Origin of the sequence: Nonomuraea sp. KM90 (genome assembly GCF_052246675.1) — a bacterium.
GTDB lineage: Bacteria > Actinomycetota > Actinomycetes > Streptosporangiales > Streptosporangiaceae > Nonomuraea.
In genome coordinates this window covers 169,257-190,418 of the sequence record NZ_JBQQCB010000010.1, presented here as the reverse complement: position 1 = coordinate 190,418, position 21,162 = coordinate 169,257, and the positions used below count along the sequence as shown (strand labels likewise).

At 71.6% G+C, this 21,162-nt stretch carries 20 protein-coding genes; 11 read left to right on the top strand and 9 right to left on the bottom strand.

Annotated features, from left to right (window positions below; all coding sequences use genetic code 11):
* The first annotated feature begins 72 nt into the window (after nucleotides 1-72).
* Complete coding sequence (gene truA, locus ACTWPW_RS14580; RefSeq protein ID WP_375116586.1) at nucleotides 73-924, top strand: tRNA pseudouridine(38-40) synthase TruA; 852 nt, start codon at nucleotides 73-75, stop codon at nucleotides 922-924.
* On the opposite strand, the gene ACTWPW_RS14575 is transcribed toward truA, so the two are convergent.
* The 3 genes from ACTWPW_RS14575 to ACTWPW_RS14565 all read right to left on the bottom strand — a co-directional run bounded on the left by ACTWPW_RS14575 (nucleotide 925) and on the right by ACTWPW_RS14565 (nucleotide 5,906).
* Nucleotides 925-3,273, bottom strand: coding sequence for a hypothetical protein (locus tag ACTWPW_RS14575; RefSeq protein WP_443169014.1), 2,349 nt, complete (start codon nucleotides 3,271-3,273; stop codon nucleotides 925-927).
* Nucleotides 3,274-3,545: 272 nt separating this feature from the next.
* On the bottom strand, nucleotides 3,546-5,201 hold the full coding sequence (locus tag ACTWPW_RS14570) for a hypothetical protein (RefSeq protein WP_443169013.1): 1,656 nt from the start codon (nucleotides 5,199-5,201) through the stop codon (nucleotides 3,546-3,548).
* 24 nt (nucleotides 5,202-5,225) lie between these two features.
* Nucleotides 5,226-5,906: a CAP domain-containing protein gene (locus ACTWPW_RS14565; RefSeq protein ID WP_375116589.1), complete on the bottom strand. Its 681-nt coding sequence runs from the start codon at nucleotides 5,904-5,906 to the stop codon at nucleotides 5,226-5,228.
* Nucleotides 5,907-6,291: 385 nt separating this feature from the next.
* On the opposite strand from ACTWPW_RS14565, the gene rplM reads away from it, so the two are divergent.
* Genes rplM through glmM form a run of 3 tightly spaced genes read left to right on the top strand, consistent with a single transcriptional unit; the run spans nucleotide 6,292 to nucleotide 8,634 of the window.
* On the top strand, nucleotides 6,292-6,735 hold the full coding sequence (gene rplM, locus ACTWPW_RS14560; RefSeq protein ID WP_106236123.1) for a 50S ribosomal protein L13: 444 nt from the start codon (nucleotides 6,292-6,294) through the stop codon (nucleotides 6,733-6,735).
* A 26-nt stretch (nucleotides 6,736-6,761) separates the two neighbouring features.
* Nucleotides 6,762-7,286: a 30S ribosomal protein S9 gene (gene rpsI, locus ACTWPW_RS14555; protein ID WP_364112919.1), complete on the top strand. Its 525-nt coding sequence runs from the start codon at nucleotides 6,762-6,764 to the stop codon at nucleotides 7,284-7,286.
* Between the two features lies 1 nt (nucleotide 7,287).
* Nucleotides 7,288-8,634 (top strand): phosphoglucosamine mutase, encoded by a 1,347-nt coding sequence (gene glmM / locus ACTWPW_RS14550; protein WP_375116590.1) that lies wholly within the window; start codon nucleotides 7,288-7,290, stop codon nucleotides 8,632-8,634.
* Between the two features lie 47 nt (nucleotides 8,635-8,681).
* On the opposite strand, the gene ACTWPW_RS14545 is transcribed toward glmM, so the two are convergent.
* The 6 genes from ACTWPW_RS14545 to coaA all read right to left on the bottom strand — a co-directional run bounded on the left by ACTWPW_RS14545 (nucleotide 8,682) and on the right by coaA (nucleotide 14,113).
* Entirely contained in the window at nucleotides 8,682-9,398 is a 717-nt protein-coding gene (locus ACTWPW_RS14545; RefSeq protein WP_375116591.1) for an ABC transporter permease, read from the bottom strand.
* Between the two features lie 2 nt (nucleotides 9,399-9,400).
* Nucleotides 9,401-10,315, bottom strand: coding sequence for an ABC transporter ATP-binding protein (locus ACTWPW_RS14540; RefSeq protein WP_364112914.1), 915 nt, complete (start codon nucleotides 10,313-10,315; stop codon nucleotides 9,401-9,403).
* Complete coding sequence (locus tag ACTWPW_RS14535; RefSeq protein ID WP_443169012.1) at nucleotides 10,312-11,172, bottom strand: ABC transporter permease; 861 nt, start codon at nucleotides 11,170-11,172, stop codon at nucleotides 10,312-10,314. The genes ACTWPW_RS14540 and ACTWPW_RS14535 overlap by 4 nt, the downstream gene beginning before the upstream one ends.
* Nucleotides 11,165-12,073 carry an ABC transporter ATP-binding protein gene (locus ACTWPW_RS14530; protein ID WP_375116593.1) on the bottom strand — a complete coding sequence of 303 codons (909 nt, stop codon included), beginning with the start codon at nucleotides 12,071-12,073 and terminating at the stop codon, nucleotides 11,165-11,167. The genes ACTWPW_RS14535 and ACTWPW_RS14530 overlap by 8 nt, the downstream gene beginning before the upstream one ends.
* Before the next feature lie 40 nt (nucleotides 12,074-12,113).
* Entirely contained in the window at nucleotides 12,114-13,049 is a 936-nt protein-coding gene (locus ACTWPW_RS14525) for a DUF389 domain-containing protein (RefSeq protein WP_443169011.1), read from the bottom strand.
* A gap of 161 nt (nucleotides 13,050-13,210) precedes the next feature.
* A complete protein-coding gene (gene coaA, locus ACTWPW_RS14520) occupies nucleotides 13,211-14,113 on the bottom strand; it encodes a type I pantothenate kinase (RefSeq protein ID WP_375116725.1) in 903 nt (300 codons plus the stop codon).
* A gap of 195 nt (nucleotides 14,114-14,308) precedes the next feature.
* On the opposite strand from coaA, the gene ACTWPW_RS14515 reads away from it, so the two are divergent.
* From ACTWPW_RS14515 to ACTWPW_RS14485, 7 genes are all read left to right on the top strand, one after another.
* Nucleotides 14,309-15,715 carry a PhoX family protein gene (locus tag ACTWPW_RS14515; protein WP_443169010.1) on the top strand — a complete coding sequence of 469 codons (1,407 nt, stop codon included), beginning with the start codon at nucleotides 14,309-14,311 and terminating at the stop codon, nucleotides 15,713-15,715.
* Between the two features lie 13 nt (nucleotides 15,716-15,728).
* On the top strand, nucleotides 15,729-16,079 hold the full coding sequence (locus ACTWPW_RS14510; protein WP_375116596.1) for a holo-ACP synthase: 351 nt from the start codon (nucleotides 15,729-15,731) through the stop codon (nucleotides 16,077-16,079).
* A 9-nt stretch (nucleotides 16,080-16,088) separates the two neighbouring features.
* The gene (locus tag ACTWPW_RS14505; protein ID WP_443169009.1) at nucleotides 16,089-17,540 is read left to right on the top strand and encodes an NAD(P)H-hydrate dehydratase; all 1,452 of its coding nucleotides are present in this window, start codon (nucleotides 16,089-16,091) and stop codon (nucleotides 17,538-17,540) included.
* 68 nt (nucleotides 17,541-17,608) lie between these two features.
* Entirely contained in the window at nucleotides 17,609-18,730 is a 1,122-nt protein-coding gene (gene alr, locus ACTWPW_RS14500) for an alanine racemase (RefSeq protein ID WP_443169021.1), read from the top strand.
* A 45-nt stretch (nucleotides 18,731-18,775) separates the two neighbouring features.
* A complete protein-coding gene (locus tag ACTWPW_RS14495) occupies nucleotides 18,776-19,825 on the top strand; it encodes an alpha/beta fold hydrolase (RefSeq protein WP_375116598.1) in 1,050 nt (349 codons plus the stop codon).
* On the top strand, nucleotides 19,825-20,283 hold the full coding sequence (tsaE, locus tag ACTWPW_RS14490; RefSeq protein WP_375116599.1) for a tRNA (adenosine(37)-N6)-threonylcarbamoyltransferase complex ATPase subunit type 1 TsaE: 459 nt from the start codon (nucleotides 19,825-19,827) through the stop codon (nucleotides 20,281-20,283). The genes ACTWPW_RS14495 and tsaE overlap by 1 nt, the downstream gene beginning before the upstream one ends.
* Nucleotides 20,284-20,451: 168 nt before the next feature.
* Nucleotides 20,452-21,159, top strand: a complete 708-nt coding sequence (locus ACTWPW_RS14485; protein ID WP_375116600.1) for a hypothetical protein — start codon at nucleotides 20,452-20,454, stop codon at nucleotides 21,157-21,159.
* Nucleotides 21,160-21,162 lie beyond the last annotated feature (3 nt).

Below are 21,162 nucleotides of genomic sequence, written 5' to 3'. Positions count from 1 at the left end.
AGGCCGGACGAGACGGGCCCGGATCCCCTTGCGGGGGTTCGGGCCCGTTTTCCATATCTAGGGAGGATCATCGTGGTACGGCTCCGCCTCGACCTCGCGTACGACGGGACCGACTTCTCGGGATGGGCCAGGCAGCCGGGGCTGCGTACGGTGCAGGGGGAGATCGAGCAGGCGCTCGGGCGGATCCTGCGGCTCGGCGGGCCGGCCGAGCTGACCGTGGCGGGGCGTACCGACGCGGGGGTGCACGCGCGGGGGCAGGTCGCGCACGTGGACGTGGCCGAGGGGTCGCTGGGCGAGCTCGACGGGAACCGGGGGCCGCTGGGCGTCGATGAGCGGCTCTCTGCGCTCGTGAGACGGCTCGGTGGGGTCCTGGAGCCAGATGTACGGATTTATCGGGTCTCGGTGGCTCCTGAGGGCTTTGACGCACGGTTCTCGGCGATGTTCCGGCGGTACGCGTACCGGGTGGGTGACGGCCCGGGCGGTGTCGACCCGCTGCGGCGGCGAGAGGTGGTCTGGCACAACCGGCCGCTGGATCTCGGGGCGCTGAACGCGGCCGCCGCGCGGTTGCTCGGCGAGCACGACTTCGCGGCGTTCTGCAAGAAGCGCGAGGGGGCCACGACGATCCGGGAGCTGCAGCGGCTGGACTGGGTGCGGCAGGCGGACGGGGTGCTGGTGGCCACCGTGGTGGCGGACGCGTTCTGCCACTCGATGGTGCGGGCGCTGGTCGGGTCGCTGCTGGCGGCCGGGGACGGGCGGCGGCCGGTGGAGTGGCCGGGCGAGGTGCTGACGCGGGCCGTACGCGACTCCGCCGTGCACGTGGCTCCGGCGCACGGGCTGTGCCTGGAGGAGGTCGGCTACCCGCCGGAGGCCGAGCTCGCCGCGCGGGCCCAGGCCACGCGGCGAGTGCGTACGGCGTCCGAGTGATCAGTTGCCGGTGATGCGGCGTTCCAGCACGAGCGAGGTCTGGTCGCGGAACGCGCCGCTGACCTTGGGCAGCGTCTTCTCCTTGGCCGCCGGGGTGTGGCCGTCGGCGTGGGTGGCGTAGCTGAAGACGATGTAGCGGCCCCAGACCAGGCCCGCCGCGTAGCCGCCGGCGATGTGCACGCGCTCGCCGCCCGAGCCGGAGGCGCCCGGGAGCGGGCGGAACCAGATGTTGCGGGAGAGGTTCTTCGCCTGGTCGGCGGTGGCGGCGGCGTCCTTGTCAGGCAGCACGGCGATGCCGGTGGTGACGGCGTAGCGGCGCTTGCTGTCGACGTACGTGGCCCGCAGCACGCGGCTGCACTTCTGCTCCTTCAGCGCGTCGGCGAAGTCCCCGGTGGCGGCCTTGTCGCAGGTCGTCTCCATGTCTGCCTTGACCCTGGTGAACGTCGTGCCGGCCGCGCTCACCTTCTTCTTCGGGAACGCCTCCGACAGCGACAGCTTCTGCGGGTCGGTCTGCTCGGAGTTGAGCACGGACGTGCCGGCCCCGTCGGCGGGCGGGGCGGCGGACGGCTCCGTGTCGGTCGGCGGGGTGGACACGGCGGGGCGGGACTCGGCCGCCGTGGGCGTCCCGGGGCTCACGGTCTGGTAGGCGAAGAATCCGCCCGTCGCCACGCCGGCCAGCGCCAGCGCCCCCAGCGTCACCAGCAGGGCCCGCTTGCTCTTGCCCGGAGGCGGGGGTGGGGGCGGGGTCTGGAACGGAGGCTGCTTGAACGCTCCCGGTGGGAACGCGGGGCTGCCCGTGGGGGGCGTGGGCAGGTCGAGGGAGGTCGAGGCCTTCTGGCCCCAGGTGTCTCTGGAGAACGGGAGCTCGGGCAGCTTGTCACCGGCAGGGGGGATGGGAGGCCAGACGGGTACGTCGCCGGGCTCCGGGGGGCGGATGGACGGGTTGGCGGGGTCGCGCCTGGCCGCGTTCGGGTCGAAGTAGTGGGCCGGCCGGGTGGTGTCGTCCTGCTGCCGGGCGGGGTCGTTGGGGACGGCGGGGCGGGTGTCGGCGTGCTCCGCCACGGGGGCGGACAGGGGGACCTTGCGGTCGGGTGTGGCGTCGGGCCCGGCCGGGGCCGGTGGCCGGGTGTCCGGTCGGGCCGCTTCCGAGTCGTCTGAGTGGGCGGTTGCCGGGAGCCGGAGGCCCGGCCGGGTGTCGCCTGAGTCGTCGGGCTCGGGGAGGTGCGGGGCGGCCGGGGCCGGGGCCGGGGGGACGGTGGCGGACTGCGTGGTGTCCGGGTCCGTGTGGGTGCTGTCGGGCTGTGGGGTGCCCGGCTGGGCGGGTGTGGGGTGGTTCGGGTTCGGGTTCGGAATTGGGTTCGGGCCGGATGCCGGGTGCTGGGCTGCCGTGGGGTGCTGGGCGGTGTCCCGTTCTGCGGCGTTCGGGGCGAAGAAGTGGGCCGGGCGGGTGAAGCCCTCCGGGTTGGTGGCGTTCGGGTCGAAGGGCGGGCTCGGCTCGTCGGCGTCTGGCTCGGCCACCAGCTCGCCCGTGGCGGCCGGCCAGGGTGGCACGGCGTTCGGGTCGGTGACGGGTGCGGGCCAGACCGGCATGCCCGCCGCGGCGGCGGTGAACGCGGGCGGCGGCTCCCAGGGCGGCGCACCGGGCACCACCGGCTCGACCGGCCAGCTGCCGGGCTGCTCGCCGGGGGCTTGCTTCGGCTCGTCCCACGGGCGGATGTCGTGGAGCCGCCCGGGCTGGGTCTGGTCGCTCGCTGCCTGAGGCGTGTGCGGCTCGCCGGGCCAGGCGTGGGCGGCCTCCACCCCGAAGGCCGTGTGGCCGGTCTGGGGCGTGCCGAAGGCCGTGTGGTCGGTCTCGGGCGTGCCGAGGGCCGTGTGGTCCGTCTCGGGCGGGCCGAAAGGCGCGTGGTCGGGCTCAGGCGCGGCGAAGGGAGCGGGGTTGGGCTCGGGCGTGCCGAAGGGCGCGAGGTCCGGATTGGCCGTGCCGAAGGTGGCGTGGTCGGGCTCGGGCGCGCCGAAGGGCGCGTGGTCCGGATTGGGTGTGCCGAAGGGCGTGGGGGTGGTCTCCGGTGCGCCGAAGGGCGGGGCGTCGGTGTGTGGCGGGCCGAAGGCGTGCTGGCCGGCCTGTGCCGGGACGAACGGCTGGTGCTCCTCGTGCGGCAGGCCCGGCGGTCGGTGGCCGGGCTGCGGCGCGCCGAAGGGCTCCGGTGGGATCACCTCGGGGTTGGTGGGGTCGGAGAACCAGTCGTACGGGATGTCGTCGTCGCCGCCCGGCACCTCCCACGGCTGGGCGCCGGGCGGCCCCTCCGGACCGGGCAGATCGGGCAGATCCGGCGGAGGGGGCCCCTGCAAGACGGGAGGGACGGGACGCGCCTCGGCGTCCGCCGCCTCATCGGACGGTGTGGACGCCGGTGGAACGTCTCGCCCGCTGGTCTGGCCGAAGCTCGGCGGTGGCGTCGCGGGGACGGCCGAGCGGTCGGCTTCCCTGCGATCGTGCTCAGACCCGGGTTCCTGGCCACGCATAGCTGGAGCCTAGCGAGAGTAGCGAGATCGTTATGTCGGTATGGGTGTTCCCAGAGGTATCCGGCATCCCCTTCAGGCACATTTGACGCTCAATGCCCGGTTCAGCCCAGCGGACTTCCGGTGAGTGCCCGGTTGTCCAGGGCCAGGAACAAGGTGGCCTTGGTGATGTCGTTGATGGCCTCGGAAATCCGCTTCGACCCCTTCGAGTCGGGCTTGGTGCCGTCCTTGTTCTGGAACCAGTACAAGATCGCGTAGTGGCCGTACGTCGAGATCTTCGCGCCGCCGCTGCCCGAGCCGAGGAACTTGGTGACGGTGTCCTTGCCCGCCAGCGGCTTGACGTAGTTCTTCGTGTCGCCGGCCTTGGCCACCTTGCTCGCCTGCTTGCTGGAGCTGAGGTTGGCCACGCCGACCGTGCCGATGACCTTGCCGTCCTTGTCGCGGAAGCTCGCGCGTACGAACTGGGTGCACTTGGCGGCCTTGAGCGCCTTGTGGAGCGCGTCGCCCAGGGCGCCGTCAGTGCACTTCTTGTCCTTGCTGGTGATCGTCATCTCGTAGCTGCGGCCGGAGACGGAGAGCTTCTTCTTCGAGCCGAAGACCTCCTTGACCGAGATCGGGTCAGGGTCGGTGCTGCGCTCGGCGGCGTAGCCGTACTTGCCGGGTGGGGGTGAGGGGAGCGGCGCCGAGGTCTGGCGTGCGGCGGTGGTCTCGGCGGTGACTGGGTCGTCGGTGTTCCACATCAGCGCGAGGCCGCCGCCGAGCAGGCCGAGCACCGCGATGCCGCTGAGCGCGGCCCACAGCGGGGCGCGCGAGCGCTTGCCCTCGTCGTAGGGGCTCCAGCCGACCTTGCTCTGTGGTGCCCTCGTGGTGTCGCCGGCGGCGTCTTCCTTGGTGGAGCCGTCGTCGGCGGAGGCTTCCTTGTCCTTGCCCTTGCGCTCCTTGCGGGAGCGGCGGGACTTGCCGGTCGCGGGGCCGTCGTCCGTGGGGTCGCCCGCTCCCGGGGCGCCGCTTCCCGGACCGTCGCCGGACGGTGCGCCGCCGAACGCGCCTCCGCCGCCGCCGAACGCGTCACCCCCGCCGAAGGCGCCACCGCCGCCGAAGGGGTCGCGTCCGCCGGAGGGGCGGCCACCGGATGGGCCGCCACCGGACGGCCCGCCACCGGACGGGCCGCCTGCGGGGCCTGCGCCGAACGAGCCGCCTCCGAACGAGCCGTCGCCAGGGGGGCCGCCGGGTCGCTGGCCGCCTGCGGGGCCTGCGGGGCCTGCGGCGAATGGGTCGTCTCCGAAGGTGCCGGGCGCCGGGGGGCCGCCCGCGTGGCTACCGCCGCGGCCTCGCCGGCCACGGGAGGGCCCGCCGTCGCCGGGCGCGCCGCTCATCGGCGCGCCGCCGTCGAACGAGCCGCCGTTGAACGGGCCATCGTTGAACGAGCCGCCGTTGAACGGGCCCGCGGGCCCGCCGCCCGCCGGTCCGTCGCCGTTGAACGGGCCGCCGGTGGAACCGCCGCCGTTGAAGGCGCCGCCCGCCGGGCCGCCGCCGTTGAATGCGCCCCCTAGGCTGCCGCCCGCGGGGTCGCCACCTGCGGGGCGACGACCTGCCGGGCCGCCGTCCGCGGGTCCGCCGCCTGCGGGGCCGCCGCCGTTGGGCGGGCCGCTCCTGGGGGAGCCACCCATCCCGTAGGGGGCGCCGCCGGCGGGGCCGGGGCCGAAGGGGGCGAAGGGAGCGTCGCCCGTGCCGTTTTCACGTTCTTGGGGAGAACCCATGCGGAGACATTACCGTGAGGTTTGTCATTGGGTTCCGAAGTCCTGGGTCCACCACAGCCCGCCGGGGCCGGAGGCGACGCCGACTCCGATGGCCTTCAGGCGGCAGTCCAGGATGTTCTTGCGGTGGTCGGGGCTGTCCATCCAGCCGCGTACCGCCTCATCGGGCGTGCTGTAGCCGGCGCCGATGTTCTCGGCGGCGCCCCAGCGGTATCCGGCGCGCTCCATCCGGTCCCAGGGCGAGGCGCCGTCGGGGGAGTTGTGCGAGAGCCGCCCGGTACGGGCCATCTCCAGCGAGTGCGTACGCGCGGACCGGGTGAGCCCGTCGTCCACCCTGAGCGGCCCGCAGCCGCGCCTGGCCCGGGCGGTGTTGGTCAGGGAGACGACCTCGTACGCCATGCCGGCCAGCACCCGCACGCCGTCGTCCTGGTCGCCGAGCACCGCGGGGTCGTCGTGCGAGTTGAAGCCGGGGATCTGCCCTTCGGGCGTCCTGGTCGGCCTGGGTGTGGCGGCCTCGCTCGGGATCTTCTTGGTCGTGACACCCCGGGGGATCCGGTCGACCTGCGGTTGCGCCTTCTTCGCCGCCGTCGGCGCGGGGTTGGCGGTGGCGGCCGCGGGCGGGGCGGTCTCGTTGAGGTAGATGTGGGGGGCCGGCTCCGCGTCGTCGATCAGCCGGCCGATCAGCACGCCCGTGAAGAGGACCGCCATGAGGCAGGTCAGCACACCCAGGTGGCTCCGGCGCCGTGGGCCCCGCTGGGTTTGCCGGGTGTGAGTGTTCTGCCACATACCGCCGCTAACGATAGGGATGTCGGGTCCTGGGAAAGAAGAGGTCCCAGGGAAACGAAATCGAACCGTTCTGCGGTCGGGTAGACTCGCTTCGGGTTACCGGTCACTTTGACCTGCACGCCATTGGGCGGGTAGCTTAGGTTCGTTGTGTGCATAGGTCCAGCGCGACCAATGCGCGGCGCGTCCGGCGTCATCTCCCGTGTTGCGGAGACGGAAGGTCCGGGCCGTCGTGTGCCCGCACCGACCGACAAATGTGGCTGTCGCATCCGACAGCGCCGAAGACGCGAGCATAAAGAAGGCTACGACCGTGCGCACGTACTCACCGAAGCCCGCCGACGTCCAGCGTCAGTGGTACGTCATCGACGCGACCGATGTCGTGCTGGGCCGGCTGGCCAGCCACGTCGCGACCCTGCTCCGCGGCAAGCACAAGCCGATCTTCGCGAACCACGTCGACACGGGTGACTTCGTCATCGTCATCAATGCCGACAAGATCGCGCTGAGCGGTAACAAGCGTGAGCAGAAGAAGGCGTACCGCCACTCGGGCTACCCGGGCGGTCTGCGTTCCGTCAGCTATGGCGAGCTCATGGACAAGCGCCCCGACAAGGCCGTCGAGAAGGCCGTGAAGGGCATGCTGCCGAAGAACTCCCTCGGTCGGAAGATGGCCAAGAAGCTGAAGGTCTACGCGGGTTCCGAGCACCCGCACCAGGCCCAGCAGCCGGTGCCGTTCGAGATCACCCAGATCGCCCAGTAGTAGTTCGAAAGAGTTAGAGGAGAACCGTGGCTGAGCCCACCGGTGTCGAGACGGTCGTAGAGACGGCCGAGCTGGAGGAAGTCTCCAGCGAGGACTTCCCGTCCGAGTACACCACCGAGTCCGCCGCCAGCGCTGACGCTCCCGTGCGCAAGCCCGTCACCACGGGCAACTCGTACGGCACCGGCCGCCGTAAGGAGGCGATCGCCCGCGTGCGCATCGTCCCCGGCACCGGCAAGTGGACGATCAACGGTCGTTCGCTGGACGTCTACTTCCCCAACAAGGTCCACCAGCAGATCGTCAACGAGCCCTTCGTGGTGCTCGGCGCCGAGGAGGCGTTCGACGTCATCGCGCGCATCGACGGCGGCGGCGTGACCGGCCAGGCCGGCGCGCTGCGCATGGGCCTGTCCCGCGCCCTGGCGATCCTGGACGTCGAAGTCAACCGGCCGCCGCTGAAGAAGGCCGGCTTCCTCACCCGTGACGCCCGCGCCACGGAGCGGAAGAAGTACGGCCTCAAGAAGGCCCGCAAGGCTCCGCAGTACAGCAAGCGCTAAATTGGCGCGCCTTTTCGGCACCGACGGGGTACGTGGGGTCGCGGGTCGCGACCTCACAGCCGAGCTCGCCATGGATCTTTCCGTGGCGGCGGCTCATGTCCTCGGCGATGCAGGCGCGTTCGCCGCTACCGGACGCCGTCCGGTAGCGGTCGTGGGCCGGGACCCGCGTGCCTCGGGAGAGTTTCTCGAGGCCGCCGTGGTCGCCGGCCTCGCGGCGTCTGGAGTGGATGTGCTGCGCCTCGGCGTGCTGCCCACCCCGGCCGTCGCCCACCTCACCGCCGCGCTCGGCGCCGACCTCGGCGTCATGCTCTCGGCGTCGCACAACCCCGCGCCCGACAACGGCATCAAGTTCCTGGCCCGCGGCGGCTTCAAGCTGTCCGACGTGGTCGAGGACGAGATCGAGCGGCGGCTGGGCGAGGAGTGGAGCTTCCCGGTCGGCTCCGGCGTGGGCCGCGTGCGCGACGCGTACGGCGAGGCCGACCGCTACATCTCCCACGTGCTGACCACGATGAGTGCCACGCTCGACGGCCTGAACATCGTGGTCGACTGCGCCCACGGCGCCGCCCACATGGTGGCTCCGGAGGCGCTGGTGCGCGCGGGAGCCAGGGTCGAGGCCATCGGCGCGCGGCCCGACGGCCTCAACATCAACGCCGGTTACGGCTCCACCCACCTGGACAAGCTCCAGCAGGTGGTCATCTCGCGCGGGGCGGACCTGGGCGTGGCCTACGACGGCGACGCCGACCGCTGCCTGGCGGTCGACCACACGGGCTCGATCATCGACGGTGACCACATCATGGCCATCCTGGCCGCCGCCATGCACGGCGAGGGCCTGCTGGCCAAGGACACCGTGGTCGCGACTGTGATGTCGAACCTCGGCTTCAAGCTGGCCATGCGCGATGCCGGGATCACCGTGGTGGAGACCGCGGTGGGTGACCGTTACGTGCTGGAGCGGATGAAGTCCGACGGCTTCAACCTCGGCGGCGAGCAGTCGGGCCACGTCATCATGCTCGACCACGCCACCACCGGTGACGGCCTGCTCACCTCGCTCCACCTGCTGGGCGTGATGGCCAAGTCGGGGGTGCCGCTGAAGGAGCTGGCCGCGGTGATGACGCCGCTGCCGCAGATCCTGATCAACGTCAAGGACGTGGACAAGGGCAAGTCCTCGGTGCCCGAACTCGTCGCCGCGGTGGCGGAGGCGGAGGCGGAGCTGGGGGAGACCGGCCGGGTCCTGATCAGGCCGAGCGGGACCGAGCCGATGATCCGGGTCATGGTCGAGGCCGCGTCGGAGGAGCACGCCACGCAGGTGGCGGGCCGGCTGGCCGACGTGGTGCGTACGGCCTGCGTCTGAACATTTCGGATCCGGCCCGCGGGGATTCCCGCGGGCCGGATCCATGTCTACTCGTCGCCCGTGAGCGAGAAGGCGCGCAACCGCTGGCCGGCCCAGAGGACCGCGCCGACGGTGACGAGGAGCAGGGCCGGTACGGCGAAGCCCAGCGTGACGTCCGTCTTGAGGAACGCCGAGTCGCTGATCTGGTCGGCGATCGACTGGCCCCAGCGCTGGATCGAGAACTTGTGGGCGCCCGCGATGAGGTTGCCCACCAGCGTCTCCCAGACCAGGGCGTAGACGATGCCGATCGTGACCGCGTGCCGGGTGACGACGCCGAGCAGGAGGAAGACGGCCGCGTACGCGATGCCGGCCACCAGCGAGCCCACGGCGAAGCCTGGGGCGATGCCGTCCTCGTTGCCCACCAGGATCCAGGCCGCCACGTACGTCGGCACGGTCGCGAACAAGGCCAGCAGCGTGACCGCCACCAGGAACTTCGTCTGGGCGATGACCGGGCGGGAGATCGGCTTGGACATCAGGTGGATGATCGTGCCGTCGTCGATCTCCGGGGCGATGACGCCGGTGCCGGCGATCAGGCCCAGCAGCGGGAGCATGGTGCCGAGCGCGAAGTTCTCCATGAGCTGGACGGTCGTGCGCTGGTCGTCGGCGCCGAACACGCGCAGCATCACGGCCAGGCCGATCAGGGCCAGCGGGAGCAGCAGGAGCAGGAGGATCCGCCGGCGGCCCAGCAGGGCCCGGTAGGTGATGCCGGCGACGACTGTGTTCATGGTCAGGTGCTCCTGTTGATCAGGTAGGAGAAGACGCTCTCCAGGTCCTCGTCCGCCGGGGAGACCTGGTGCAGGCGCACACCCTCGGCCTGGGCGACCCGGGGCAGGAGACGGGTGAAGCGGCGGAGCTCGGTGGCCTGGACCTCCAGGCCCTCCGGGCGCAGCGCGATGCCGCCGGTCGAGTCGTCGCGTACGAGGGCGGCGGCGAGCTTCCTGTCGTCGCTGGAGCGGATCATGAACAGGTGGGGCCGGTCCGTCATCAGGCGCCTGATCTCGCGGAAGTTCCCGGACGCCGCGTGCCGCCCGGCCACCAGGACCTCGATGTGCTGGGCGACCCGCTCGACCTCCTCCAGGATGTGGGAGCTGAACAGGATCGTCTTGCCGGCCGTGCCCATGGCGCGGATCAGGTCCATGAGGTGCATGCGCTGGCGCGGGTCCATGCCGTTGAACGGCTCGTCGAGCAGCAGCACGGGCGGGTCGTGGACGAGCGCCGCCGCGACCTTGACGCGCTGGCGCATGCCCTTCGAGTACGTCTCGACCCGCCGGTCCTTGGGCTCCTCCATCTCCACCGTGGCCAGGGCCTTGCGGGCGGCCTCCTCCGGGTTGCCCAGGCCGTGCAGGCGGGCGGCCGAGAGGACGAACTGCCAGCCGGTCAGGAAGCCATACACGCCCTCCTTTTCGGGAACTAGGCCGATATTTCGGTAGATGTGGTGGTTCTTCCAGACCTTGGTGCCGTCCAGCGTGACCGTGCCGCCCGACGGGGCCAGGAAGCCGGCCATCATGTGCAGGAGGGTCGACTTGCCGGCGCCGTTCGGGCCGAGCAGGCCCGTGACGCCCGGGCCGATGGTCATCGTGACGTCGTTGACCGCCACCACGTTGCCGTACCAGCGGGAGACCTGCGAGAGCTCGATCTTCATTGCGCGGCCGCCTTCCTGTAGCGCAGCCCCAGCGCGAGCAGGGCGAGGCCGATCAGCACCACCAGCACCGCCGCCGAGGCGGGGCCGTTCGGGTAGGGCGCGCTCTCGATGGAGTGCCGCGGGGTGTCGAACAGCCAGACCTGTACGGAGTCGACCAGCCAGAACGGGCTCATCAGCCACGCCCAGGGAGCCACGGACTCGTTGCCCGACGAGTACAGCGTGCCGTAGATCAGCGGAACCGACCCGAACGACAGCAGGTAGACGGTGATGACCGAGGCCACGCCGAGCCCGCGCCGCGGCGTGAACGAGGCCAGCGCCAGCCCGAACGCCGACAGCAGCAGCGCCAGCGCCAGCGCCATCACGACCGCGCCCAGGAACTCGCCGGTGGCCGGCGGCCCCGGCATGTCCACCACCAGCTCGCCCACGAAGATCAGCGTGAGCGGGGCCGCGACCAGCGCGAACACCGCCACGGTCATGGCCACGACCTTGGCGCCGACGTACTCGGCGACGGAGACCGGGCGCGACAGGTAGAGCGGCAGCACGCGGTGGCGCAGGTCGGGCGCGACGACGGTGGGCGCCTGCGCGGCCAGGAAGATCGCCACCACGGCCTGCATGACCACGGCGAACCCGCTGTAGGGGATGCCGCGCTGCTGCACCAGCGCCATCATGGCGATGTTCACGACCGCCGGCAGCATCATGATGGCGACCAGGGCGAACGGCACGACCTTGCTGCGCGCCGGGCGGCCGAGACCGAAGATGCCGCGCAGGCTGTGCACGGCCAGCGCCCTGGCCGAGTAGCCCCGGCCGAGTCGGGGACCGTCGTAGTGCCGATAGCCGATGTCGTAAATCTCAGACATGTGCGACCTCATCCCTGAAGACGTCCTCGATGCGGTGGCGGCCCTCTTCGAGGCGGATCAGGCACAGGTCCAGGTCGACGGCGGCGTCGCGGATCGCGTCGTACGTCTCGGGCCCCAGCACCTTGATCACCAGCAGGCGCCCCTGACGCGAGACGGTCTGCCCGTCGGCGGCCAGGCGGGCGGCCAGCTCGTCGAGGCCCTCGTCGACCTCGACCGTCACGGTCTGCGTGGCCTGGGTGAACTCGCCGATCGCGGACGAGCGCAGCAGCCGCCCGGCGTCGATGACGATCACGTGGTCGCAGACGCGCTCCAGCTCGCCCAGCAGGTGGGAGGTGACCAGGACGCTGATGCCGAACTCGGTGCCGATGCGCCTGATCAGCGTCAGCATCTCGTCGCGGCCGCGCGGGTCGAGGCCGTTGGTGGGCTCGTCGAGGAAGATGAGCTTGGGGTCGTGGACGAGCGCCTGGGCCAGCTTCACCCGCTGTTTCATGCCGGTGGAGTAGGTGCCGACGGCGCGATAGCGCTCTTCGGCCAGGCCGACGTGGCGCAGGACGTCGGCGGCGCGCTCGCGGGCGGCGGTTCGTGGCAGCCCGGACATGCGGGCGAGGTGGACGACTAATTCGGTGGCGGAGACGTCGGGGGGCAGGCATTCGTGCTCGGGCATGTAGCCGACGAGCCTGCGGATCTCGGCGCCCTGCGCGGTGACGTCCAGGTCGAGGACGCGCGCGGCGCCGGCGGTGGGCGGCAGCAGGCCGAGCAGGATCTTGATCAGCGTGGACTTGCCGGCGCCGTTCGCCCCGACCAGACCGGTGACCCCGGCGCCCACGGTGACCGTGAGCTGGTCGACCGCGGTGACGGTGGGGAAACGTTTGGTCAGCCCCTCGGTGGCGAGGATGTGCATGTGCCGGACACTACCGGGGCCGCCATGGCCGGCGCCTCGGTCATACGGATGAACGCCGTCCTACTTGAGGCCAGAATCTGCGCTGGACCAGGAGGGTGATGGTGCCCGCGATGACCATCCCGGCGATGTTCACGGCGAGCTGCGAGACCGACCCCGCGACCTCCTTCCAGTCGCTCAGCGCCAGCGCGACGGCCGCGTAGCCGGCGGCGGGCACGGTGGTGACCGAGATGAAGACGCCGATCAGGGCCGAGGACTTGCCGGCCGTGACCGACAGCACCCCGGCCGCGCCCGCCAGCAGCGCCACGATGAACGACCAGCGGTCCGGCTTGACGATGAACTGGACCTCCTCGTTCCTGGTGAGGTTGCCGAGGTCGATCCAGCCGAGCCAGTAAGAGACGAGCGCGCAGGCGTAGGTGATCGCGATCGCCACGGCGAACCCGATCACCAGCGTCCGCAGCGCGGTCGCGATCAGGTGGCCCCTGCGGCGCAGCAGGCCGAAGCAGATGGCCGCGACCGCGCCGAACTCGGGGCCGAGCACCATCGCGCCGACGATCAGGATGGGGGAGTTCTGCAGCACGCCGATGCCCGCGAGCTGGGTGGCGATGGCCAGGAAGGCCAGGTAGGCCCACGTGACACGGGTGTCGGCGTAGACCTTCTGGGCGAGCTCCTCCCAGATCACCGCGTCGTCGGGCTCGCCCGGCGCCTCCTTGACGGCGTCCTCGGCGACTTTCGACAGCGACAGATCAATCTGCTCGGCGGCGATCGACCCCTCGGTCTCCAGCCACTTGAGCTGGGTCAGCACCTGGTTGGCCGACTCTCTGGCCGCGTCGCACAGGACCACGTCGCCGCGTGGCTCGCGGGCGGCGCCCGGCAGGACGACGATGTTGGTGACGCCGGGGCAGTCCTCCAACACCGTCGTCACCTCGTCGGTGCGCGCGGCCGGGATGATCAGTCGTAGATGGAGCACGCGCCCCATTGTCGTCGATCGGATGTTGACGATGTGTTGACGCGATTACCCGAGGCTTCCTCACATGATCCGGTACAGGTGCCATGACCACGGTGAGGAGTGCTGGTTCGCCGACGTGGACGACCAGGAGTGCGGTGGCAGGTTCGCCCGTTATCTGTTCGAGGAGGCGTTCAGGTCTGGCGGAGGCGTACCCGCCGTACGGAGTGGTCTACGCCCTTCTTGAGGACGAGGTCGGCCCGGCCCCTGGTGGGGGCGATGTTCTCGACCAGGTTGCGCTCGTTGATGTCGCGCCAGACGTTGACCGCGAAGTTCGTGGCCTCGTCGTAGGACAGCTCCGCGATGTGCCGGAAGTACGACTTCGGGTCCTCGAAGGCGGTCCGGCGGAGCTTGTGGAAGCGGTCGATGTACCAGGAGCGGATGTCCTCGACCTTGGCGTCCACGTAGATGGAGAAGTCGAAGTAGTCGTTGACCGCGAGGGAGGTGGGCGGGGCGGGCTGGAGGACGTTGAGTCCTTCGATGATCAAGATGTCGGGACTTTTCACGGTCTGGGTGGTGCCGGGGACGATGTCGTACTCGAGGTGGCTGTAGACCGGTGCGTGCACCTCCGCCGCTCCTGCCTTCACCTCCGCCACGAACCTGACCAGCGCCCGCCGGTCATAGCTCTCCGGGAAACCCTTGCGATGCATGATCTTCTTGGCGTCGAGCACCGCGTTGGGGTAGAGGAAGCTGTCGGTGGTGATCAGCTCCACGTGCGGGTGCTCGGGCCAGCGGGCCAGGAGGGTGTGCAGCAGGCGGGCCGTGGTCGACTTGCCGACCGCGACGCTGCCCGCGATGCCCAGGATGTACGGGACGCGCTGCTCGGGATGGCCGAGGAACGCGCTCAGCACGCTGCTGCGCTGCTTGGACCCGGTGAAGTGCAGGTTGAGCAGCCGGGTCAGAGGGAGGTAGATGTCGGTGACTTCGGTGAGGTCGATGGGGTCGTCGAGGCCGCGTAGCTCTTCCAGCTCGTCTGCGGTGAGAGTCAAGGGCGTGTTCTTGCGGAGCTCGCTCCACTGCTCCCTGCTCAGTTCCACGTAGCCGTTGTTCACCTAGGCAGCGTAGCGATGTGCGACAAACCGGATCGTGTCCGGGGCGGTCCCCGTGAATCCACAGCCTGTGGATAAAGACGTGGGATTACCGAGACCCAGTTCGGGGAAAGAAGGGGGGCCTTCCCCAAATCCGTTATGCAACGGTGGGTCGGCGGCTACTGTCCGGACGGGAGGTTTTCCGTGGACCGTCGTCGCTTCATCACCAACGTGGTCACCGGCATCGCCGGGCCCTTCGCGGGGGTCGCGTGCGCCGGGGCCCATGGCGGGGCCAGGCCCGTACCCGGTTACGGCCCGCTGCGTCCCGTCCGCGACCTGCGTGACGGGAAGGCGCGGCTGCACCTGCCGGACGGGTTCAAATACCGCTCGTTCAGCGTGGCCGGCGACAAGTTCAGCGACGGGTCCACGGTCCCGGGCCGGCACGACGGCATGGCGGCCTTCGCCGGGCCGAAGGACAGCGCAGTTCTGATCCGCAACCACGAGGTCAACGGGCCCGTGGGCGCGTTCGGCGACAGGGACAAGGCCTACGACCGCATGGCCGGGGGCGGCACCTCCACGTTGCAGGTCACCCGCTACGGCGAGGTGATCAAGAGCGCGCCCTCGCTGAACGGCACCATGATGAACTGCTCGGGCGGCCCCATGGTCTGGCGGGCCTGGGTGAGCTGCGAGGAGACGGTCAACGGACCCGACGTGGCCGGCGACTTCTCCGGCGGCGACAACGCCAGGCTCGAGCGCGGGCACGGCTACATCTTCGAGGTGCCGGTCGGCCGCGCCGCCACCGCCAGGCCGATCCGGTCGGCCGGGCGCTTCCCGCACGAGTCCGCCGCCTTCGACCCCTCCTCGGGCGCGATCTACCTGACCGAGGACAACTACAGCTTTCCGTCCGGCTTCTACCGCTATCTGCCGCCGAAGCACCCGGTCCTGGCCGGGCGGCTGCTCGACGGCGGCCGGCTGCAGATGCTCGCCGTCAAGGGCGCTGACCGCAAGAACCTGTCCGTGGGGCAGGCGCCCGGCGCCGCGTACGAGACGCGCTGGGTGGACATCGACGACCCCGACCCCGCCTTCAAGGGCAGGCCCTCCTACGACGAGGCCGCCCAGGCGGTGGGCAGGCAGGGCCGGGAGGAGGGCGCGGCCATCTTCGCCAGGCTGGAGGGGGCCGTCCACCACCAGGGGACGATCTACTTCGTCTCCACGCAGGGCGGGGCCACCGCGCCGGGCGACACGGCGCCCGACGGGTTCGGGAACGGCCGGGGGCAGGTGTGGGCGTACGAGACGTGGAGCGGGCGGCTCAAGCTCGCCTACGAGTCGCCCCGCTCGTCCGTGCTCGACCTGCCCGACAACGTGACGGTCAGCAGGCGCGGCACGCTGGTGCTGTGCGAGGACGGCGACGGCGACAACTACCTGCGCGGGCTCAGCAAGGCGGGGGAGATCTTCGACTTCTGCCGCCTGGCGCCGATCTCCGGCGACGAGGGGGCGGAGTTCGCCGGCTCCACGTTCGGTCCCGGCGGCCACACCCTCTACGTCAACATCCAGGCCAAACAGGGGATGTCCATCGCCATCTGGGGGCCGTGGGGGCGCGGCCCGTTCTGAGTACGCTGGGACGATGATCCTGGGTATCGGCGTGGACGTCGTGGACATCGCCCGCTTCGAGGCCGCGCTGGCGCGTACGCCGCAGCTCAAGGACCGGCTCTTCACCGAGGTCGAGCGGCCGCTGCCGGTGCACTCGCTGGCCGCCAGGTTCGCCGCCAAGGAGGCCGTGGCCAAGGCGCTGGGCGCCCCCAAGGGCCTCGGGCACCTGGAGGCCGAGGTGCGCTGCGACGAGCTCGGCAAGCCCGAGCTGCGGGTCTCCGGCAAGGTGGCCGAGGTGGCCTACGACCTCGGGGTCCAGCGCTGGCACATCTCCCTCAGCCACGACGCGGGCGTGGCCGTGGCCTATGTGATCGCGGAGGGATAGCTTCGGATCATGCGCACTGCCTACTCCGCCATCCAGATCCGGGGCGCCGAGCACGCGCTCATGGCGCTGCTGCCCGAGGGGACGCTCATGCAGCGGGCCGCCACCGGGCTCGCCGCCGCCTGCGCCGACCTGCTGGGCCGCGTCTACGGCAAACGGGTCGTGCTGCTCGTCGGCAGCGGCGACAACGGAGGCGACGCGCTCTACGCGGGCGAGCGGCTGGCCAGGCGCGGGGCCTGGGTGGGCGCCGTGCTGGCCGGGTCCAAGACGCACGAGGCGGGCCTGCGGGCGCTGCTGGACGCGGGCGGGCGGGTCGTCGACCGCTCGGCCCTGGAGCGGGCCGACCTGATCGTCGACGGGCTCGTCGGGATCGGGGCGTCGGGGGCGCTGCGGGAGCCGTACGCGGGGCTGGCCGAGGAGGCGAACGCGGCCAGGGGCACGATCGTGGCCGTCGACGTGCCGAGCGGCGTGGACGCGAGCAGCGGGCAGGTGGCCGGGGCGGCCGTCCGGGCCAGGGTGACCGTGACCATGGGGGCGTACAAGACGGGGTTGCTGGTCGATCCCGGTGCCGCCTTCGCGGGGGAGGTCGAGCTGGTGGACATCGGGCTGGGGGCGTACCTGCCTGATCCCGACGTGGCCGCGCTCACCGGCGGCGACGTGGACGACCTGATGCCGCGGCCGGGCAACGAGTCGGACAAATACCGCCGGGGGGTGCTGGGCGTCGCGGCCGGGAGCGACCTGTTCACCGGCGCGGCCGTGCTGGCCGTGGCCGGCGCGCTGCGGGGCGGCGCGGGCATGGTCCGCTACGCCGGGCGGCGGGCGCCGGTCGACCAGGTGCGCGCGCACTGGCCGGAGGCCGTCGTCACGCTGCTGGACGAGCCCTCGATCGAGCAGGTGGGCCGGGTGCAGGCGTGGGTGCTGGGGCCCGGCCTCGGCACCGACGACTGGGCGTACGAGCTGGCGGGCAGGGTGCTCGCCTCCAACGTGCCCGTGCTGATCGACGCCGACGGGCTGACCCTGGTGGCCAGGGACCGCGGGCTGCTGCGCCGGTCCGCCCCGGTCCTGCTCACCCCGCACGCCGGGGAGCTGGCCCGGCTCATCCGCGCCGACCGCGACGACATCGAGGCGGCCCGGCTGGAGCACGCCCGCCGGGCGGCGGCCGAGCTGGGCGTGACCGTGCTGCTCAAGGGCTCGACCACCGTGGTGGCCGAGGACTCCAGGCCGGTGCGCGTGAACGTCACCGGCACGCCCTGGCTGGCCACCGGCGGCACCGGCGACGTGCTGTCCGGCGTGGCCGGCGCGCTGCTCGCCCAAGGTCTGAGCTGCTACGACGCCGCCTCCTGCGGCGCCTTCCTGCACGGGCTGGCCGGCCGGCTGGCCGCCAACGGCGCGCCCCTGGCCGCCGCCGACGTGGCGACCGCGGTCCCGGCGGCCATCCGTGCCGTGACCAGCGCGAGTTCGTGACGGGCGAGCGACGGGAATCGCGCTCGGCCGCGTGCGGGAGCTGCCACACTAGAAGGATGTACTCCTCGATGGACACGCCCGCCCAGGCCCGGGTGGACCTGGCCGCCATCAGGCACAACGTGGCCCTGCTCAAGGAGCGGGTCGGCGGGGCGGAGCTCATGGGCGCGGTCAAGGCCGACGCCTACGGCCACGGCCTGGTGCCGGTGTCCGAGGCGGTGCTGCGGGGAGGCGCGAGCCGGCTCGGCACCGCGTTCGTCAGGGAGGCCCTGGAGCTGCGCGAGCGCGGCGTGACCGCGCCGATCCTGTCCTGGCTGATCACCCCGGGCGAGCCGCTCGACGAGGCGCTGACCCACGACATCGAGCTGTCGGCCGCCGACGTGCGGCTGCTCGACGAGATCGCCGCCGCCGCCCGGCGCACGGGCCGCACGGCGCGCATGCACCTGGAGGCCGACACCGGCATGAGCAGGGGCGGCGCCCCGCTCGCCGCCTGGCCGGAGCTGCTGGCCAGGGCGCTGGAGCTGCGCGCCGAGGGCGTCGTCGAGATCGTCGGGCTCTGGTCCCACTTCGCCTGCGCCGACATCCCGGGCCACCCGTCGATCGAGCGGCAGCTGGAAGCCTTCGAGGCCGCGCTCAAGCTGGCCGAGCAGGCCGGCGCGGCCGGCTCCCACGTGATCAGGCACATCGCCAACTCGGCCGCCGCCCTCACGCTCCCCGCCGCCCACTACGACCTGGTCAGGCCCGGCATCGCGATGTACGGCCTGAGCCCCATCCCCGAGCTGGGCGACTTCGGCCTCCGCCAGGCCATGACGCTCGTGGCGCGGGTGGGCCTGGTCAAGCGGGTCACCGAGGGCGCGGGCGTCTCCTACGGGCACCTCTACACCACCGAGCGCGAGACCACGCTCGGCCTCGTCCCCCTCGGATACGCCGACGGCATACTCCGGCACGCGACGGGCCGGGCCGAGGTCCTGGCGGGCGGCCGCCGCAGGCTGATCGCCGGCCGGGTGTGCATGGACCAGTTCATGATCGACATGGGTGACGACCCGCTCTCGGCGGGCGACGAGGTCGTGCTGTTCGGGCCAGGTGACGGGGGCGAGCCGACCGCCCAGGAATGGGCGGATACTCTCGGCACGATCACGCATGAGATCGTGACCAGGATCGGCGCGCGCGTGCCCCGGGTTTACCGGCAGTGATGAAGGGCACATCGCGGCGGCCATGAGCGGAGAAGGATCGGGGACATGACGACGACAACACGGCGCAGGGTAGGGATCGCCGGCGCGCTCGTCGGTGCGGCTTCCGCCGGCGTCGCGGCGGCGGCGCTGGCCAAACGTTACGCGGTGGGCCGGATCAGGCTGCGTCCCGACACCGAGGCGAGCGAGCCGTTCGGTGAGCTGAGGGGCAGGGAGCGCACGCTCGTCACCTCTGACGGCAAGGCCCTGCACATCGAGGTCGACGGCCCCGAGGACGCGCCGCTGACGGTCGTCTTCTGCCACGGCTACTGCCTCAGCCTGGAGTCGTGGCACTACCAGCGGAAAGACCTGCGCGACAACTACCGGATCCTGCTCTGGGACCAGCGCTCCCACGGCCGCTCCCAGCGCTCGACCGCCGAGGACAGCACGATCGACCGGCTGGGCGAGGACCTGGCCGAGGTGATCCGGCAGTACGTGCCCGGCCCGTGCGTGCTGGTCGGCCACTCCATGGGCGGCATGACGATCATGGCGCTGGCCGACCGCTACCCCGAGCTGTTCGGCGACAAGATCCGCGCGGTGGCGCTCATCGCGACCTCGGCCGGCAAGCTCGCCGAGCTGACGCTGGGCATGCCCGCGATGTTGTCCAAGGCCGTGCACAAGGTGGCACCCTCCACGGTCTCGATGCTGGGCAAGCGGGGCGCGCTGGCCGACCGGGCCCGCCACGTGGGCAGCGACATCGCCTTCCTGATCACTCGTTACATGGGCTTCGGCGACTCCAAGAACATCAGCCCCACCGTGGTCGACTTCGCCGAGTCGATGATCAGGGCGACGCCGACCGAGGTGTTCGCCGACTTCTACCCGGCGCTGATGAACCACGACAAGCTCTCCGCCCTCCACGTGCTCGACCCGGTGCCCACCGCGATCCTGGTCGGCGAGCGCGACTGGCTGACCCCGCCCGACCACAGCAAGGCCATCGCCGCCGCCCTGCCCAAGGCGCAGCTCACCGAGGTGCCCGACACCTCCCACCTGATCCAGCTGGAGCGGCCCGGCATCGTCAACGACGCGCTGCGCGACCTGGTGAAGCGGGTGGAGCTCTGATGAGGCTCGCCACCGCCGACGACATGCGGGCCTACGGCGCCCGCCTGGCCGCCCGCCTGCGCCCCGGAGACCTGCTCGTCCTGTCGGGCCCGCTCGGCGCGGGCAAGACCACGCTCGTCCAGGGCATCGCCGAGGGCCTCAAAGTACGTGGCCCGATCACCTCGCCCACGTTCGTGATCGCCAGGGTGCACCCCTCGCTGCGCCAGGGCCCGCCGCTCGTCCACGCTGACGCCTACCGGCTGGGCGGCGAGCTGGAGGTGGACGACCTCGACCTGGACGCCTCGCTGGAGGAGTCGGTCACCGTCGTGGAGTGGGGCGAGGGGCTGGTCGAGGGGCTGGCCGACGACCGGCTGGAAATCCACATCGACCGCGAGGCGGGCGACGAGGCCCGCATCGTCACGCTGCGAGGTGTGGGCCCCAGGTGGTCCGACACGCCGTCTGATCCGCCAGAAGGCTAAAACGCCCGTCAAACCCGGGTATAGCTGGCACCCTTGACTTACCAGGCCGAAGATATAAATCATGATCGTTGGTCAGGGATTCGCCCAGAATTTCTGGGTATCAGGAGGGGCGACATCCACACTTTTGGTGGATGCTGGGTTGCAAGACGGCAAAGTGGGGTGCGGCCGGTGCTCAGGGTCAGGCGAGTCGCGTACGCGGGAGCCATCGTCATGGTCGGTCTGACCGGCTGCACGGCCTCGGCGGAGACCGATCCAACAGGCACACCCACCCCCACGGCCAGTGGCACGGCCTCCCCCACGGGCACCGCCACGACCACCGCGACGACCACGGCGACCAGCACTCCGCGGACGACCACGACCAGGCAGACCATCTCGGTCCAGCTCAACCCCGACCGCGTCACCGCCGGCGAGACGTCCAGGGTGTGGATCCTGGCCAACTGCCCGGTCCCGACCGGCGGGCCCGCCCACACCGGCACCGCCACGTCCAGGGCGTTCATCAACGGCGTCACGCTCAACCCGGTCCCCGCGGCCTCGATCACCCCCACCTCGACGGCCACCCCCGCCGCGGGCTCCCCCTGGGTGCGCGGCGAGGCGCAGGTCTCGGGAACGATCCGGCGCGGCAGCTACCGCGTCGACGTCAAGTGCGACGGCACCAACGACCTGGGCAGGGCCACGCTCAGGGTGGTCGCGGCCGATGCCGAGGCCGAGCCGACCACCACGCTGCCCACCAGGGCGCCCAGGGCCGGCGGCGGCGGCACGTACGCACAGGACGCCTCCGAGGAGTCCTCGATCCCGCTCGGCCCGGCAGGAGTGCTCATCGCCCTGGCCCTGGCCGGTGGCGTCGGTTACGCGATCAAGCGTCGCAGCCGGGCGTAGATC